The sequence below is a fragment of the Stenotrophomonas sp. GL_101 genome (assembly GCF_057835675.1).
The window spans coordinates 737,210-752,602 of the sequence record NZ_CM174432.1; the positions used below are offsets into that span (position 1 = coordinate 737,210).

General features: G+C 66.2%; 14 protein-coding genes. 8 read left to right on the top strand and 6 right to left on the bottom strand.

Annotation, left to right across the window (positions count from 1 at the left end; all coding sequences use genetic code 11):
• Window positions 1-37 precede the first annotated feature (37 nt).
• From ftsA to lpxC, 3 genes are all read left to right on the top strand, one after another.
• A complete protein-coding gene (gene ftsA / locus AC3IR9_RS03285; RefSeq protein WP_017355446.1) occupies window positions 38-1,273 on the top strand; it encodes a cell division protein FtsA in 1,236 nt (411 codons plus the stop codon).
• A gap of 161 nt (window positions 1,274-1,434) precedes the next feature.
• Window positions 1,435-2,661 (top strand): cell division protein FtsZ, encoded by a 1,227-nt coding sequence (ftsZ, locus tag AC3IR9_RS03290; RefSeq protein WP_489295680.1) that lies wholly within the window; start codon window positions 1,435-1,437, stop codon window positions 2,659-2,661.
• A gap of 178 nt (window positions 2,662-2,839) precedes the next feature.
• On the top strand, window positions 2,840-3,751 hold the full coding sequence (gene lpxC / locus AC3IR9_RS03295; protein WP_489294027.1) for a UDP-3-O-acyl-N-acetylglucosamine deacetylase: 912 nt from the start codon (window positions 2,840-2,842) through the stop codon (window positions 3,749-3,751).
• 297 nt (window positions 3,752-4,048) lie between these two features.
• Here lpxC and AC3IR9_RS03300 read toward each other — a convergent pair whose 3' ends face one another.
• Window positions 4,049-4,489 (bottom strand): DciA family protein, encoded by a 441-nt coding sequence (locus AC3IR9_RS03300; protein ID WP_489294028.1) that lies wholly within the window; start codon window positions 4,487-4,489, stop codon window positions 4,049-4,051.
• A gap of 12 nt (window positions 4,490-4,501) precedes the next feature.
• Here AC3IR9_RS03300 and AC3IR9_RS03305 point away from each other — a divergent pair, with 12 nt between their 5' ends.
• The 4 genes from AC3IR9_RS03305 to AC3IR9_RS03320 all read left to right on the top strand — a co-directional run bounded on the left by AC3IR9_RS03305 (window position 4,502) and on the right by AC3IR9_RS03320 (window position 10,219).
• Entirely contained in the window at window positions 4,502-5,452 is a 951-nt protein-coding gene (locus AC3IR9_RS03305) for a peptidoglycan DD-metalloendopeptidase family protein (RefSeq protein ID WP_489294029.1), read from the top strand.
• Window positions 5,453-5,619: 167 nt separating this feature from the next.
• Complete coding sequence (secA, locus tag AC3IR9_RS03310) at window positions 5,620-8,352, top strand: preprotein translocase subunit SecA (protein WP_489294030.1); 2,733 nt, start codon at window positions 5,620-5,622, stop codon at window positions 8,350-8,352.
• A 468-nt stretch (window positions 8,353-8,820) separates the two neighbouring features.
• On the top strand, window positions 8,821-9,192 hold the full coding sequence (locus AC3IR9_RS03315) for a VOC family protein (RefSeq protein WP_489294032.1): 372 nt from the start codon (window positions 8,821-8,823) through the stop codon (window positions 9,190-9,192).
• A gap of 61 nt (window positions 9,193-9,253) precedes the next feature.
• Entirely contained in the window at window positions 9,254-10,219 is a 966-nt protein-coding gene (locus AC3IR9_RS03320) for a Nudix family hydrolase (RefSeq protein WP_489294033.1), read from the top strand.
• A gap of 161 nt (window positions 10,220-10,380) precedes the next feature.
• On the opposite strand, the gene AC3IR9_RS03325 is transcribed toward AC3IR9_RS03320, so the two are convergent.
• The 3 genes from AC3IR9_RS03325 to AC3IR9_RS03335 all read right to left on the bottom strand — a co-directional run bounded on the left by AC3IR9_RS03325 (window position 10,381) and on the right by AC3IR9_RS03335 (window position 13,478).
• The gene (locus AC3IR9_RS03325) at window positions 10,381-10,965 is read right to left on the bottom strand and encodes a DUF4124 domain-containing protein (protein ID WP_489294035.1); all 585 of its coding nucleotides are present in this window, start codon (window positions 10,963-10,965) and stop codon (window positions 10,381-10,383) included.
• Window positions 10,966-11,016: 51 nt separating this feature from the next.
• A complete protein-coding gene (gene metF, locus AC3IR9_RS03330; RefSeq protein WP_489295681.1) occupies window positions 11,017-11,844 on the bottom strand; it encodes a methylenetetrahydrofolate reductase [NAD(P)H] in 828 nt (275 codons plus the stop codon).
• A 137-nt stretch (window positions 11,845-11,981) separates the two neighbouring features.
• Window positions 11,982-13,478, bottom strand: coding sequence for an amidohydrolase family protein (locus AC3IR9_RS03335; RefSeq protein ID WP_489294037.1), 1,497 nt, complete (start codon window positions 13,476-13,478; stop codon window positions 11,982-11,984).
• Between the two features lie 169 nt (window positions 13,479-13,647).
• Here AC3IR9_RS03335 and AC3IR9_RS03340 point away from each other — a divergent pair, with 169 nt between their 5' ends.
• Window positions 13,648-14,205, top strand: coding sequence for a DUF3228 family protein (locus tag AC3IR9_RS03340; protein WP_489294039.1), 558 nt, complete (start codon window positions 13,648-13,650; stop codon window positions 14,203-14,205).
• A gap of 40 nt (window positions 14,206-14,245) precedes the next feature.
• Here AC3IR9_RS03340 and AC3IR9_RS03345 read toward each other — a convergent pair whose 3' ends face one another.
• Together AC3IR9_RS03345 and ybaK are read right to left on the bottom strand one after the other, a co-directional pair.
• Window positions 14,246-14,755 carry a hypothetical protein gene (locus AC3IR9_RS03345; RefSeq protein ID WP_489294041.1) on the bottom strand — a complete coding sequence of 170 codons (510 nt, stop codon included), beginning with the start codon at window positions 14,753-14,755 and terminating at the stop codon, window positions 14,246-14,248.
• Window positions 14,752-15,225, bottom strand: coding sequence for a Cys-tRNA(Pro) deacylase (ybaK, locus tag AC3IR9_RS03350; protein ID WP_489294042.1), 474 nt, complete (start codon window positions 15,223-15,225; stop codon window positions 14,752-14,754). The genes AC3IR9_RS03345 and ybaK overlap by 4 nt, the downstream gene beginning before the upstream one ends.
• Window positions 15,226-15,393: the final 168 nt, after the last annotated feature.

A 15,393-nucleotide genomic window follows, 5' to 3' on the forward strand; every position in this document is an offset into this window, starting at 1 on the left:
CGCCGGCCAATGTGGCAAGAAGGACGCAGGACAGGACATGAATCGCAAGGGTGACAAATCGCTGATCGTCGGCCTGGACATCGGCACCTCCAAGGTGGTGGCGCTGGTGGGTGAGTATTCGCCGGGCAATCCCATCGAAGTGATCGGCATCGGCTCGCACGAATCGCGCGGTCTCAAGCGTGGCGTGGTGGTGGATATCGAATCGACCGTGCAGTCGATCCAGCGTGCGGTCGAGGAAGCCGAGCTGATGGCCGGCTGCGAGATCCGCTCGGTGTACGCCTCGATTTCCGGCAACCACGTGCAGTGCAAGAACTCGCCCGGGATCGTGCCGATCCGCGATGGCGAAGTGACCTGGGGCGACCTGGACCGGGTGCTCGACGCGGCCAAGGCGGTGGCGATCCCGGCCGACCAGAAGATCCTGCACGCGATTCCGCGCGAGTACGTGCTGGACGACTCGCAGGAAGGCATCCGCAACCCGGTCGGCATGACCGGCGTACGCCTGGAGGTGCACGCGCACCTGGTGGTGTGCGCGCAGTCGGCGGCGGCCAACATCTCCAAGTGCGTGCAGCGCTGCGGCCTGCAGGTGGACGACCTGGTGCTGTCTTCGCTGGCCTCCAGCGTGGCCGTGCTGACCGCCGACGAGCGCGAGCTGGGCGTGGTGCTGGTGGACATGGGCGCGGGCACTACCGACCTGGCCGTGTTCGTGCAGGGCGCGATCTGCCATACCGCCTCGCTGCCGATCGCCGGCGACCACGTCACCAACGACATCGCGCACATGCTGCGCACGCCCACCCCGGAAGCGGAGCAGATCAAGGTGCGCTATGCCTGCGCCCTGGCCCAGCTGGCCACCGCCGAGGAGAGCATCCAGGTACCCAGCGTCGGCGATCGTCCGCCGCGCCGGATGCCACGCCACGCACTCGCCCAGGCGGTGCAGGGCCGTTACGAGGAAATTTTCGAGATGGTGCAGGCCGAACTGCGCCGCTCCGGCTTCGAGGAATTGGTGCGCGCCGGCATGGTGCTCACCGGCGGCGCCTCGAAGATGGAAGGCGTGGTCGAACTGGCCGAGGAAATGCTGCAGATGCCGGTCCGCGTGGGCATCCCGCAGCACGTCACCGGGCTGGGCGAAGTGGTCGGCAACCCGGTGCATGCCACCGGTGTGGGCCTGCTGCTGATGGGCAGCCAGATCGAACACCCGCGTCGCCCGTCGCTGCCCACCGGGCGCGCCGGCAGCATGTTCAAGAAATTGAAAACCTGGTTCCGCGGCGAATTCTGACGCGGCACCTGCACCACCCGGCTTCGGCCGGTTGCACCACCGGCAATGCAACGCACCACGGCAACACACAACCCACACAGCCGCAACGGCAACATGCAGCGCAAAAGCAGGATGCTTGAGCACACATGTCACCGACAAGCGGATACAACGAGGACACGGACATGGCGCATTTCGAACTGATTGAAAAGATGGCACCCAATGCGGTGATCAAGGTGATCGGCGTGGGCGGCGGCGGCGGTAACGCCGTGGCGCACATGGTCAACACCAACGTGGACGGCGTGGAGTTCATCACCGCCAACACCGACTCGCAGGCGATCAAGAACTGCGGTGCCAAGCTGCAGCTGCAGCTGGGTACCAACGTCACCAAGGGCCTGGGCGCAGGCGCGAATCCGGAAGTGGGCCGCCAGGCTGCGCTGGAAGACCGCGAGCGCATCATGGACGCCCTGCAGGGCGCGGACATGGTGTTCATCACCGCCGGCATGGGCGGCGGCACCGGCACCGGTGCGGCACCGGTGGTGGCACAGCTGGCCAAGGAGATGGGCATCCTGACCGTGGCCGTGGTCACCAAGCCGTTCCCGTTCGAAGGCCGTCGCCGCATGCAGGTGGCGCTGAAGGGCATTGAAGAGCTGAGCCAGCATTGCGACTCGCTGATCACCATCCCCAACGAAAAGCTGATCACCGTGCTGGGCCGCAACGCCACCATGATCCAGGCCTTCCGTGCCGCCAACGACGTCCTCCAGGGCGCCGTGCAGGGCATCGCCGACCTGATCGTGCGTCCGGGCCTGATCAACGTCGATTTCGCCGATGTGCGCACCGTCATGTCCGAAATGGGCCTGGCGATGATGGGTACCGGTACCGCCCGCGGTGATGACCGTGCCCAGGCCGCCGCCGAAGCGGCCATCCAGAACCCGCTGCTGGACGATGTGAACCTGGCCGGTGCCAACGGCATCCTGGTCAACATCACCGCCGGCGCCGACTTCACCATGGCCGAGTTCGACGAGATCGGCCGCACCATCGATGGCTTCGCGTCCGAAGACGCCACCGTGGTGGTCGGTACCGTGCTGGATCCGGATATGCAGGACGAAGTCCGCGTGACCGTGGTGGCCACCGGCCTGAACCGCGTCGCGTCGGCCAAGAACCAGCGTCCCGGCGAGCGCGCCCCGATCAAGCTGGTCCGCAACGCGACCACCGGCCAGCCGGAGTTCGGCGAGTTCGACAACGGCGGTGATGCCGTCTCCAAGGCCGTGGGCGGCATGGGCCTGGGCCTGCGTCGTCCGAGTGCGGACACCCCGGCTGCGTCGGCACCGTCGTCCTCCGGCCCGGCCGCTGCCGAGCTGCCCAACGATTACCTGGACATCCCGGCGTTCCTGCGCCGCCAGGCGGACTGAGGGTTGCATGCCGGGGTCTTGTCCTCCCCGGTAGGCGCCTCCATGTCCCTTGCTGCCGGGCCAGGATCGGCCCGGCAGTCTGCTGCCCGCCCCATGGTTCAGAAAGGGGCAGTGGTACTGCGTGTTATTCTTGTTTGTCATTGCCGCGCTGACAGCGCGCTCTTCCGGTCCCCCTCCCATGATTCCGCAACGCACCCTCAAGAACACGATCCGCGCCACCGGCGTTGGCCTGCACAGCGGTGACAAGGTCTACATGACCCTGCGCCCGGCCCCGGTCAACCATGGCATCGTGTTCCGTCGGGTCGACCTGGATCCGGTGGTGGAAGTCCCGGCGCGTGCCGACCTGGTCACCGAGGTCACCCTGTGCACCGGCCTGACCTACCACGAGGCCAAGATCCAGACGGTCGAACACCTGATGTCGGCCCTGGCCGGCCTGGGCGTGGACAACATCATCGTGGAACTGTCCTCGGCCGAGCTGCCGATCATGGACGGCTCCTCCGGTCCGTTCGTGTTCCTGCTGCAGTCGGCAGGTATCGCCGAACAGGACGCCCCCAAGCGTTTCATCCGCATTCTCAAGACGGTGGAAGTCACCGAAGGCGACAAGGTCGCCCGCTTCGAGCCGTATGAAGGCTACAAGCTCGGTTTCACCATCCAGTTCAACCATCCGATGATCCCGGACAAGCAGTCGCGTGCGGAGATCGAGTTCTCCACGGCTGCCTACACCAAGGAAATCTCCCGCGCGCGCACCTTCGGGTTCATGCGCGACCTGGAGTACATGCGCGAGCGCAACCTGGGCCTGGGCGGGTCGATGGACAATGCCATCGTGCTCGACGAATTCCGCGTGCTCAACGAAGACGGCCTGCGCTACGCCGACGAGTTCGTGCGCCACAAGATCCTCGATGCGATCGGCGACCTGTACCTGGCCGGCGGCCAGGTGCTGGGCGCCTATGAGGGCTTCAAGTCCGGCCATGCGCTTAACAACAAGCTGGTACGGGCCCTGATGGCCGATGCCAGTGCCTGGGAATGGGTCAGTTACGACGCAGCCGCCGCGACCGCGCCGGTGGTCTACAGCATGCCGGCCTACGCCTGAGTCGCCGGTGTCGCGGTAAGTTTATGATTTTAAAGGATAAAAAACGGCGCCCAGGCGCCGTTTTTCGTTTCAGGCCACTGTTGTGGGATTAAGGCCAGATGACCTTGATGTCAATGAACCGTGTGCGGACGTGGGTCACGGAATTGTGAACCTGATCGAGCTTCTTGCTGAATTTAACGACTTTTTAATAAAACACTAACGACTCGGCGCGGTTCCACGGCTACAGTGCTGACCGGTTCCCTGACAAGTTCACGTGTTCGTGACGCGTCGGGGAAGGGGCCGGATGCCCCGATGCTTTCAGGATTTGGTCTCGTCCAGATCGTCGAAGCAGGCCAACGCGTCGCGTAGCCCTTTGTGCGTGGCGGCTGAAACTGCGTGGGGGCCATTCCTGTTATCGATCGCTGGGGAGCGTGGAGGAGCGGCAGGCGCGGTTTTGACGGTCACCTTGGTGACCTTCAGCCCGATGGACCGGGCCGCGTCGATCAACTGTGCTTCGGCAAGCCTCAGCTTGGCGTGCCACACGGGAGATTCGACGAGAAAAACGAGGTGCTCGCCGTTTACATTCGCCAGCCGGCAACGGGTGGCCAGTGCAGGCGGCAAATGGGGGCGCAATTGACGGTCCAGCGCGTCGAGCCACAAGGCACGGCGCAGCGGGTTACCGGCTTTGTCCGCCATGACCACATCCAGCGCCGGCTTCGGTGTTGATGGGGGACGGGTACTGGATTTCGGCTCAGACATGAAAACTCACTGATGGCATTCAAAAAGATCGTAATCAAAACGCGTGAAGGAAAGGCCAAGACGCCCCTGGCGCGTTTGCGTTTCTACTTCGAAGATTCACCCCGCGCCCTGCTGGGCAGTGTCCTGGGGCTGGGCTGCCTGATCGGCTTCGGTGCCGGTATCGGTGGCAGCATGTTCAATGATTCCCGGCTCCACGCCAAGGTCGCCCAGCAGGAACGCGAGCTGGCGCAGGCCCAGAAAGACGCTCAGACCCAGGTCAACGCGCTGGCCGCGCGGATGGGCGAGCTGCAGGCCCAGGCCACCCGTCTCAACGCCCTTGGCGAACGGCTCACCCAGATGGGCAAGCTGGAAGACGGCGAATTCGACTTCAACGAGACCCCTGGCCTCGGTGAAGGCGAGCCCGGCCCGACCCAGGATATCCCGGTCAGCGCGGTCAATGCCGACTTACAGGTGCTGGAGCAGCGCTTTGCTGCGTCCGGCCGTCAGCTGTCGGTGATGGAATCGCTGATGTTCGACCACCAGCTCGAACAGAACGCCGTGCCCTCGCGCATGCCGATCCGCAACACCTACATCACCTCCAACTTCGGCACCCGCAGCGATCCGTTCGGTCGCGGTGCGGCCACCCACAAGGGCATGGACTTCCACGCCAAGGTCGGCGACCCGGTGATGTCCGTGGCCGACGGCGTGGTCAGCTTTGCCGGCGTGAAGGGCGGCTACGGCAACGTGGTCGATGTGGACCACGGCAACGGCTATGTCACCCGCTACGCGCACAATTCGCGCCTGGTGGTGAAGCCGGGTGATCTGGTCCGGGCCGGCCAGGAAGTGGCCAAGGCCGGTTCCACGGGCCGTTCCACCGGTGCCCACGTGCATTTCGAGGTGTGGGAGCGCGGCCAGGTGGTCAATCCGCGCAAGTTCCTCGGTGACGGCGGCAATACCCCGGTCGGGCGCGTTTCACGCGGCTGATCGCGACGTTCGCGTCGAAGGGGGGTGGTTGAAACGCCAGCCCCCCGTCCCAAGCTACAATGGGTATTGCCATAGACAGGGCGCAGTGCGCCCTGTTTCGTTTGCGGCCGAGCGCTCCTCAGGGGAAGCCTCGCCGTTGGGGCGTCTCATTCCAACCGGTTCCTTCAATGATCAACAGCCTGCTTACCCGCGTCTTCGGCAGTCGTAATGAACGACAGCTGCGCCAGCTCAACCGCATCGTCGCCAAGGTCAATGCGTTGGAGCCGGAAATCGAAAAGCTCTCCGACGAGCAGCTCAAGGCCAAGACCCCGGAGTTCAAGCAGCGCATCGCTGACGGTGAAGCCCTGGACAAGGTGCTGCCGGAAGCCTTCGCGGTCTGCCGTGAGGCCAGCCGCCGCGTGCTGGGCATGCGCCACTACGACGTCCAGTTGATCGGCGGCATGGTCCTGCACCTGGGCAAGATCGCCGAAATGCGCACCGGTGAAGGCAAGACCCTGGTGGCCACGCTGCCGGTCTACCTGAACGCGCTGGAAGGCAAGGGCGTGCACGTGGTCACCGTGAACGACTACCTGGCCCGCCGAGACTCGGCGCAGATGGGCAAGCTGTACAACTGGCTGGGCATGAGCGTGGGCGTGGTCTACCCGGGCATGCCGCACGGCGACAAGCGCGAGGCCTATGCCAGCGACATCACCTACGGCACCAACAACGAATTCGGCTTCGACTACCTGCGCGACAACATGGCGCTGTCGCGCGCCGACCGCCACCAGCGCGGCCTGCATTACGCCATCGTCGATGAAGTCGACTCGATCCTGATCGATGAAGCGCGTACCCCGCTGATCATCTCCGGCCCGGCCGACGATTCCCCCGAGCTGTACATCCGCGTCAACCGCGTGGTGCCGAGCCTGATCAAGCAGGAGGCCGAGGAAGGCGAGGGCGACTTCTGGGTCGACGAGAAGGGCAAGCAGGTGCACCTGTCCGAAGCGGGCATGGAGCACGCCGAGGCGCTGCTGGTCGAGGCCGGCATCCTCAACGCCGAGACCGAAGGCCTGTACGCCGCGCAGAACCTGACCGTGGTGCACCATCTCAATGCCGCGCTGCGCGCGCATGCCATCTACCAGCGCGACGTGGATTACATCGTGCGCGACGGTGAAGTGGTGATCGTTGATGAGTTCACCGGCCGCACCCTGGCCGGCCGCCGCTGGTCCGATGGCCTGCACCAGGCCGTGGAAGCAAAAGAAGGCGTGCCGGTCCAGCGCGAGAACCAGACCCTGGCCAGCATCACCTTCCAGAACCTGTTCCGCATGTACAAGAAGCTGTCCGGCATGACCGGTACGGCCGATACCGAAGCCTACGAATTCCAGAGCATCTACAACCTGGAAGTGGTGGTGATCCCGACCAACCGCCCGACCATCCGCAAGGACGGCTCGGACCAGGTGTTCCTCAACCGCAACGGCAAGTTCAACGCCGTGCTGGCCGACATCCAGGAATGCAACGCGCGGGGCCAGCCGGTGCTGGTGGGTACCACCTCGATCGAAACCTCGGAGATGCTGTCCGAGCACCTGCGCAAGGCCGGTGTGCACCACGAAGTGCTCAACGCCAAGCAGCATGATCGCGAAGCGACCATCATCGCCAACGCCGGCATGCCCGGTGCGGTCACCATCGCCACCAACATGGCCGGCCGTGGTACCGACATCGTGCTCGGTGGCTCGCTGGAAGCGCAGCTGCAAGAGCTGGGCGAAGACATCAGCGACGCGCAGCGCGCCCAGGTCAAGGCGGATTGGCTGGCCCGCCATGAAGCAGTCAAGGCCGCCGGCGGCCTGCACATCGTGGGCACCGAGCGCCACGAATCGCGGCGTATCGACAACCAGCTGCGCGGCCGTTCCGGCCGCCAGGGCGACCCGGGTTCGTCCCGCTTCTACCTGTCGCTGGAAGACAACCTGATGCGCATCTTCGCCTCGGACTGGGTCCAGAAGGCGATGCGCATGATGGGCATGAAGGAAGACGACGTCATCGAAGACCGCCTGGTCAGCCGCCAGATCGAAAAGGCGCAGCGCAAGGTGGAAGCGCACAACTTCGACATCCGCAAGAACCTGTTGGACTTCGACGACGTCAACAACGACCAGCGCAAGGTGATCTACGCCCAGCGCGACGAACTGCTGGACGCCGAGTCGGTCAAGGAAAACGTGGACGGTATCCGCGGCGATGTGATCTACGACATCGTGGCGCGTTTCGTGCCGCCCAACTCGATCGACGAACAGTGGGACCTGCCGGGCCTGGAAGCCACGCTGGCCTCCGACCTGGGCCTGCAGATGGACATCACCGGGCTGCTCAAGCAGCACGAAGAGCTCGATGCTGAAGCGATCGCCGAAAAGGTGCAGACGCGTGTGGACGAGCACTTCGCCGAGAAGGAAGCCGGCGTGGGCGACGAGACCATGCGCGCGCTGGAGAAGCACGTGATGCTCACCGTGCTCGACCAGAGCTGGAAGGAGCACCTGGCCCGCATGGATTACCTGCGCCAGGGCATCTACCTGCGCGGTTATGCGCAGAAGCAGCCCAAGCAGGAATACAAGAAGGAAGCCTTCGAGCTGTTCTCGGAAATGCTGGAGAACGTCAAGCGCGAAGTGGTGACCCTGCTGGCGCGCGTGCGCATCCGCAGCGAAGAAGAAGTGGCGGCGCTGGAAGCAGCCGAACGCCAGCAGGTGGAAGCGCGCCTGCTGCAGTCGCAGTTCCAGCACCAGGATGTTGGCAGCTACAGCGCCGACGAAGAAGCGGCCGACGTGGAAGCGTTGCAGAACGGCGTCTCCCAGGTCACCCGCGACGAACCCAAGGTCGGCCGCAACGACCCGTGCCCCTGCGGCAGTGGCAAGAAGTACAAGCACTGCCACGGTCAGCTGACCTGACCCACTGAAAAACCCCGCCTGGTGCGGGGTTTTTTTGGGGTTCTTCCGGGCCCGGTGCCCTTGCGTGCGACGCCCCCGGCGCCGACCTGCGGCGAACAGTGTCACCACCAACGGTGGTGACCTACCGCGGACCGCAAGCCGAGCCCCTTGGCGGTCGACAGGTCCTTGGCAAAATAAAGGAGGAGGCCGTCGCCGCAGGCGTCGGCCGGGGGACATTTGCACAAGGACCTGCCGGCCGCCAAGGGGCCCGGACGCTCGCGCCATAGCCAGGCGAAGACATCCCCGCACGCTGCTGTCGCCCCGTGGGTGAACCTCTCGTCTTACATGGGACAAGCGCCTTTTGGAGAGCTCGCCGCGCCCGTCATATCCATGCCATGCGTGGAGGCGGTTCGCCGACGCCGACGCCGGGACAGATGGTGTCGCTGGGATACCATCGCTGCTGCGCTTCATCCCCTCTGCAGGTATTCCATGACGAGCTGGCACGCACAGCAACTGAAGGTCTTTGTTCCGGCCAGGGACTTCGCCGTGTCGCAGGCGTTCTACCAGGCCATCGGATTCACGCTGGAATTCCAGGGCGACGGCCTGTGCGGGTTCCGGGCGGGTGGGACGTGCGCGTTCTTCCTGCAGGATTTCTACGTCGCTGCCCTGGCCGACAACCTGATGCTGCACCTGCAAGTAGATGACGTCGATGGCGTCCACGCACAGCTGCAGGCGCAGGACGTGCCTGGCCGGTTCGGCGTGGCCTGCAGCGCGGTCGAGGACCGCCCCTGGGGACTGCGCGATTTCACCCTGCACGATCCGTCCGGCGTGCTCTGGCGGATCGCCAGCGCGCCGGGCTGAGTCCGGCGCCGGCCACGTGCCGCCATTGCATCCCCCCCGTGCCTTTGGGCATGCTCTGGGCATGCCATCTCCCAAACGATCGATCCACGTCGTGGCCGGCGTCATCACCGACGCCCGCGGCCGCATCCTGCTCAACCGCCGGACCGAGAACAGCGACATGGCCGGCCTGTGGGAATTCCCCGGCGGCAAGCGCGAGCCCGGTGAAACCTCCGAACAGGCGCTGGTGCGCGAGCTGCGCGAAGAGCTGGGCATCGAGGCCGAGATCGGCGAGTGGATCATGGACGTCCCACAGATCTACCCCGACAAGCGGCTGCGGCTGGAAGTGCGCCGGATCAGCAGCTGGAAGGGCTCCCCGCGTGGGCGCGAGGGCCAGGCCATCACCTGGGTCGCCCCGGACAAACTGTCGCGCTACTCCATGCCGCCGGCCGACCTGCCGGTAGTCGCCGCGCTGCGCCACCCCGACCGCTACCTGATCACCCCCGAACCCGAGGCCGACCACGACCAGGCCCACCGGGACTGGCATCAACGGCTGGCCCAGGCGCTGGCCGCCGGGGTCAACCGCGTGCAACTGCGGACCCCTGCCAGCCCGGCGCGCATCGCGCTGGCCGAACAGGCCATCGGGGCCCACCGCGGCCGCGTGCAATGGCTGCTCAACCGCGATATCGCGCTGGCCAGGCGCCTCGGTGTGGGCGTGCACCTGGGCAGCGAGCAGCTGCTGGCGCTGGCCCAGCGCCCGCTGCCGGTCGACCAGCTGGTGGCCGCCTCCTGCCACGACCTGGCGCAGTTGCAGGCGGCGCAGCGGCTGGGCTGCGACTTCGCGGTACTCGGCCCGGTGCAGGCCACCGCCAGCCATCCCGATGTGCCCGCACTGGGCTGGGATGCCTTCGAGCAGCTGCGCGAGCAGGTCTCGCTGCCGTTGTACGCCCTTGGCGGGCTGCACCCGCAGGACATCGTCGAGGCGCGCCGACATGGCGCGCAGGGCATCGCCGCGATCGGCAGTCTCTGGCCGTCGGCCGTCAACGGCTGATTGCCCGGGCATTCGCGGTCATCCCCCGCGCCTTTGGCGCGCATCGACCAACGGTCGATGCCTACCGGGTGGCGGGGGGCATGGCGCGCATCGACCAACGGTCGATGCCTACCGGGTCCGGGTAGGTGCCGACCGTTGGTCGGTACGCCTTACCCGCGGCGCTACAGCGTGATCCAGAAACACCCGTATTGACGGCGCAGCCCAAACACGGTGCGTGCCGGCGTAGCGCTGTTGCCCAAGGTCTGCTCCAGGCGCAATCCCACCGGGCGCGGCCGGCTCGGCGCGGCCACCGGCAGCGGCAGTCCATCGCTGCCCACTGGCGCCTCAGCCGCAGCCTCCATCGGCGCGCTTTCCTCGCGATACGGATACACCGGCGCGATATCCACCAACGGCCGCTGCACCACCGATTCCAGCCGCCCGATGATGCTGTTGGCAGTGGCATTGGAAACATTGCTCCACAGGTAGATCGACGAGAGCCGGTTCACGTCCTGCTGGCTCACCGCGTCGCGTATCTGGCCGGTCAGCTCGCTCAGCCGCCGCGCGCAGCCGGCGCGGTAGATGCCCGTGTTCCCCACCGACGGCGCCCGCACCGGCATGCGTTCGGTAGCACCCAGCGCATCACAGCGGCGGTCGGTGAACACGGTCTGGCCCTGCGCGTTGGTACAGCGGTTCACGCGTTGCGCCTGCGCCGATGCCGGGGCAGGCAGGCACAACAGCAACAGCAGGGACAGGAGCAGCGATTTCATCGCAGCAGAGTAGCCGGGCCGGCGTTATCTGCAAGCGATATACGCCGATTTTCAACTTTGCAGCAGCTTCAGCACCTGGCTGGTCGGCTTGGCCAGGTTGAGCGTGTAGAAGTGCAGGCCTGGCGCGTCACCGGCCACCAGCCGCTCGCACAGGCTGGCCACCACCTCGGCCCCGAACGCGCGTACCGACTCGGCATCATCGCCGTAGGCCTGCATCTTCTTGCCGATCCAGCGCGGAATTTCAGCACCGCACTGTTCGGAGAAGCGGCGCAGCTGGCTGAAGTTGGAGATCGGCATGATGCCCGGCACGATCGGCACGCTGACGCCCAGCTTGCGTACTGCATCGACGAAGTGGAAGTACGCATCGGCGTTGAAGAAATACTGGGTGATGGCGGCATCGGCACCGGCATCGATCTTGGCCTTGAAGTGCTTCAGGTCCAGCAGTGCGTCGTTGGCCTGCGGATGGGTTTCCGGGTAGGCGCCCACCTCGATCCGGAACGCATCGCCGTGCTCGGCGCGGATGAAGCTGATCAGCTCGGCGGCGTAACGAAGGTCGCCCGGGTGGCCCATGCCCGAGGGCAGGTCGCCGCGCAACGCGACGATGCGGCGGCAGCCGATCGCCCGGTACAGCTTGAGCAGCTCGCGGATCTCCTCGCGGCTGCCGCCCACGCAGGACAGGTGCGGGGCCGCCTCGAAGCGGTGGTGCTGCTTGAGGTGGCGCACGGTTTCGGAGGTGTAGCTCAACGTCGAGCCACCGGCGCCGAACGTACACGACACGTACTCCGGTGCGAACACCTTGAGTTTGGCGGCGGTGCGGTCCAGCTGGGCGCGCTGGTCATCGGTCTTGGGCGGGTAGAACTCGAAGCTGAGGGCGGTCATGGGCGGCGGCGGCAGCGGATGTGCGAACATCATATCGCTTCATCGCGATGAATGTGAAGTAGAGGGCGGGCGCCCCCGCCGCATTGATCTGCGCCGGGCGCGCGTTGCCTGAACGGATGGCGCGGTAAACGGTGCCCTCAGAGCTCGGCACTGACCGGGCTGCGCAGGAAGCCCCATAGCAGCTTGACCCACAGGGTCGGCGCGTTGGCCTGGTCGCCACTGAACTGCAGCAATGCATCCAGTCGCGGGCGGTCGTACAGCCGTCCGCCAAGCAGCACGGCATGGAGGCGGCGTGTATTGCCGATGTCCTGCAGCGGGTTGGCGTCGAGCAGGAGCAGATCGGCGACCCTGCCGACGGCAACCGACCCATGCTGGTGCTCCATGCCCGCGTAACGGGCGGCATCCAGCGTGGCCGCCCGCAACACCTCGGCGGGCGACAGCCCGGCGCGGACAAGCAGTGCCATTTCATCATGGAAACGGAACCCACCGATGGCCGTGTCGGTACCGACCAGCACCGGTACGCCCGCGCGGTACGCCGCTACCGTCAGCGCAAGGCCGTGGTTGAAGTAACGCTCGAGCGCGGCCTGGCCGCGCTCCCCGGGATAACGTGCCGCAGTGGCGGCCAGGTCGTCGGCATAGGCCCAGCGTGAGAGCGGATCGAGGTACTCCAGGCGGGGGTCGTGCAGGAACGCCGGGTCGGTCGCACGCGCATCTTCCTCGCGGGTGACGTGGGTGGGTATCCACCAGCTGCCTGCCCGCCGCATCGCCTCGAAGGCCTGTTGGCAGCGCGCTGGGTCGTGCTCAGCGACCATGCGCTCTGCAAGCAGCGTCGGCGGGGACTGGTCCAGGGCCCCTGCGCGCCACTGTGCAGCGTCCTTGAAACAATGACGGGTGAGCAGGTGGCCGTGCTCGAAACTGCGTTGGCCCTGCTGCACTGCCTCCTCAAGAGGGACCGCCTTGGGCAGGTGCCCCACCAGCGGCATGCGCAGGCGCCGGGCATCAGTAGCCAGTTGCAGGTAGATGGGCCGCTGGAGCCGGTTGTAGACCTTCAGCGTGTCCAGCCCCCTGGCGTGGAAGATGGCGGCGCGCTGGGCGGCGTCGGCAGGTGTCATCGCCGGATCGTCAAAGTAGAAGCTGGCCATCTCCACCAACCGCGGTGCGCTCAGCTGGCCGGCTGCCACCTGCGCGGTCCAGCGACGTTTGTCCTCCACGCAGGCGATGAGGCTGTCGTGCTCGCGTGGGCAATCCATCATGTCGCGCGTGCCGGTGATGCCGTTGGCCACGAACAGGGGAAAGTGCAGCTGCGGGGACAACTGGAATGCATGCGTATGCATGTCCCAGAAGCCGGGCAACAGAAAGCGCCCGCCGGCGTCCAGTACCGGCACCTCTGCCGGGACGGTCAGCTCCGGGGCGATCCGGGTGATCCGGCCGCCTTCGATCAGCACCCGCGTGGGCGCGCCGACGGTGCCCCGCTCGACGTCGATGATGCGTACGTTGCTCAGCAGGCGCGTCGTGGCCGGATCGGGCAACGGCGCATTCGCGACCGGCCATCGGATAGCGATCGCCAACAGTGCCGCCGCGATGACAATGGCGATGCCCAGCCACCGGAGCGCACGGATCGGCCCGCGCTTCATGCGCATACCGGTGGCCGTGCCGCCAGCCATGGCAGGGAGCAGGAAGTCTCGTCCATGAAGGTCACCGCTGCGGTCGTCAGAGCGGGAGCTTGGCGCAGTCACCGCTGCCGTGCCAGTGCCGCAGGCAGCTCGGGTTACCCTGTCCCCCTGTTTTCCTGCTGCGTGCGCCATGTCCATCGTTCTCACCCCGTTCGCCCGCCCCCGCCTGTTCCCGCGCGTTCCCCGTGGCAACACGATCCAGGACTGCAGTGCCGAGCAGTTCCAGGCACACCTCAACGCACACGCACCGCTGAAGGTGCTCGACGGCTACGCGCCGTTCTGCAAGTTGCATGTGTACGAGAACTGGACCAGCACGCGCTGCCTGACCGTGCCGATCACCGATGCCAACCGCCACCAGCTGCATACCGGCTACGAAGCGCGCAACCGCGAGGAACTGCCGGTGCTGGTGCGTTGGTTCGAGGGCGTGGAATCGCCGCGTGCGAACTACCTGGTGGTGATCCTGTACAGCGCTGCGCAGCTGGCAGCCGAGGGTTCGCCGATCGAGGCCGACTGGGGCATCGTCGGTTGCATCTACACCGCCGAGCCGGAAGAAGTGCCGATGGCGCCGATCACCATGATGCGCAACGCGCTGGGGGTGGAGGAAGGCGGCTCGGGTGTGCCGCTGGACCGGGAGGCGTACCAGCGTGCGGTGGCGTTCTGGGAGAGCAATGCCAACTGGCGGCCGTAACGTGCTCCGGTAACGCCATCCATGGGTGGGGCATTCGGCTTCAGGCCATCGGCAGTGCGTTCCACTCCCACCACGGCGCGTGATACTCACGGTCGGTGCAGCGCCACCCGCGCCCACATACCGTGCAGGTGCCGTCCTGGGTATCGCCCCAGCCGTCGTCGGCGGTGCCGGTGGCGAGGGGCAGCAGGTGGCCGTTGCTGATCTCGCGCGCGGGCTGGTAGTGCATCCAGTGCGGGTACAGCAGGCACAGGCAGCCGGCCTGGTCACGCCAGTGGCGCAGCTTGCGCAGGACGAAGTCCAGTTCGTAGTGTTCGCGGATCCACTTCGGGTCGCTGTTGTAGCGTGCCCGGGCCGCTTCCACGTACGGCAACTGTGCGGCCAGGTCATCCAGCAATGCCGCATCGCGGGTGAGCGCGATGGTGGCCGCCGCAACGCGCAGCAGACCGTAGTCGCCACTGCCCAGCGGTCGCAGCAGTGCGGTGCCGGGGCGACCGTCCTGCAGCGGCGGCAGGGACGCGCCGAACAGACGCTCGAACAGCGTGCCGATCATCGCGCCTTGCCGATCGGCGAAAGCACACCGCTGGTGAGTTCCAGCAACGCCGCCGGTGCCAGGGCCACTTCCAACCCCCGCCGCCCGGCGCTCACGTGCACCGCCGGCAGCGCCTGCGCGCTGGCATCCAGAAAGGTGCGGTGTTGCTTCTTCTGTCCGAGCGGACTGATGCCCCCTACCAGATAGCCGGTGGCACGCTGCGCCTGCTCCACATCGGCCATCTCGCACTTCTTGCAGCCGGCAGCCTCGGCCAGCGCCTTCAGATCCAGCGTGCCGCTGACCGGCACGATCGCCACCAGCAGTTCGTGCTTTTCGTTGCTGGCCAACAGTGTCTTGAACACCAGCGCCGGATCCAGCCCCAGCTGCTGCACGGCCTCGCCGCCATAGGAGTCAGCATCGGGGTCATGCTGGTAAGACAGTACCGTGTGCGCAATGCCATGCTTCTTGAGCAGGTTGATGGCCGGGGTCATGGCGGTTCCTTGTTGCCGGGTGCGATGCCATCGTAGCGCCGTGCAGCGGGCGTGGCTTGACCGAGGCTATTGGTGGGTGAGTTCACGCGGCAGGTGGGGCGAGCGCCGGACACCGATGCCCGTGCGTGCGAAGCCCCCGGCGCCGGCCTGCGGCGAACAGTGTCACCA

What these genes read in the sequence shown, in the direction of transcription:
- ftsA (WP_017355446.1), top strand. Translation starts at nt 38, where the DNA reads ATGAATCGCAAGGGTGACAAATCGCTGATCGTCGGCCTGGACATCGGC.
- ftsZ (WP_489295680.1), top strand. Translation starts at nt 1,435, where the DNA reads ATGGCGCATTTCGAACTGATTGAAAAGATGGCACCCAATGCGGTGATC.
- lpxC (WP_489294027.1), top strand. Translation starts at nt 2,840, where the DNA reads ATGATTCCGCAACGCACCCTCAAGAACACGATCCGCGCCACCGGCGTT.
- AC3IR9_RS03300 (WP_489294028.1), bottom strand. Translation starts at nt 4,489, where the DNA reads ATGTCTGAGCCGAAATCCAGTACCCGTCCCCCATCAACACCGAAGCCG.
- AC3IR9_RS03305 (WP_489294029.1), top strand. Translation starts at nt 4,502, where the DNA reads ATGGCATTCAAAAAGATCGTAATCAAAACGCGTGAAGGAAAGGCCAAG.
- secA (WP_489294030.1), top strand. Translation starts at nt 5,620, where the DNA reads ATGATCAACAGCCTGCTTACCCGCGTCTTCGGCAGTCGTAATGAACGA.
- AC3IR9_RS03315 (WP_489294032.1), top strand. Translation starts at nt 8,821, where the DNA reads ATGACGAGCTGGCACGCACAGCAACTGAAGGTCTTTGTTCCGGCCAGG.
- AC3IR9_RS03320 (WP_489294033.1), top strand. Translation starts at nt 9,254, where the DNA reads ATGCCATCTCCCAAACGATCGATCCACGTCGTGGCCGGCGTCATCACC.
- AC3IR9_RS03325 (WP_489294035.1), bottom strand. Translation starts at nt 10,965, where the DNA reads ATGAAATCGCTGCTCCTGTCCCTGCTGTTGCTGTTGTGCCTGCCTGCC.
- metF (WP_489295681.1), bottom strand. Translation starts at nt 11,844, where the DNA reads ATGACCGCCCTCAGCTTCGAGTTCTACCCGCCCAAGACCGATGACCAG.
- AC3IR9_RS03335 (WP_489294037.1), bottom strand. Translation starts at nt 13,478, where the DNA reads ATGAAGCGCGGGCCGATCCGTGCGCTCCGGTGGCTGGGCATCGCCATT.
- AC3IR9_RS03340 (WP_489294039.1), top strand. Translation starts at nt 13,648, where the DNA reads ATGTCCATCGTTCTCACCCCGTTCGCCCGCCCCCGCCTGTTCCCGCGC.
- AC3IR9_RS03345 (WP_489294041.1), bottom strand. Translation starts at nt 14,755, where the DNA reads ATGATCGGCACGCTGTTCGAGCGTCTGTTCGGCGCGTCCCTGCCGCCG.
- ybaK (WP_489294042.1), bottom strand. Translation starts at nt 15,225, where the DNA reads ATGACCCCGGCCATCAACCTGCTCAAGAAGCATGGCATTGCGCACACG.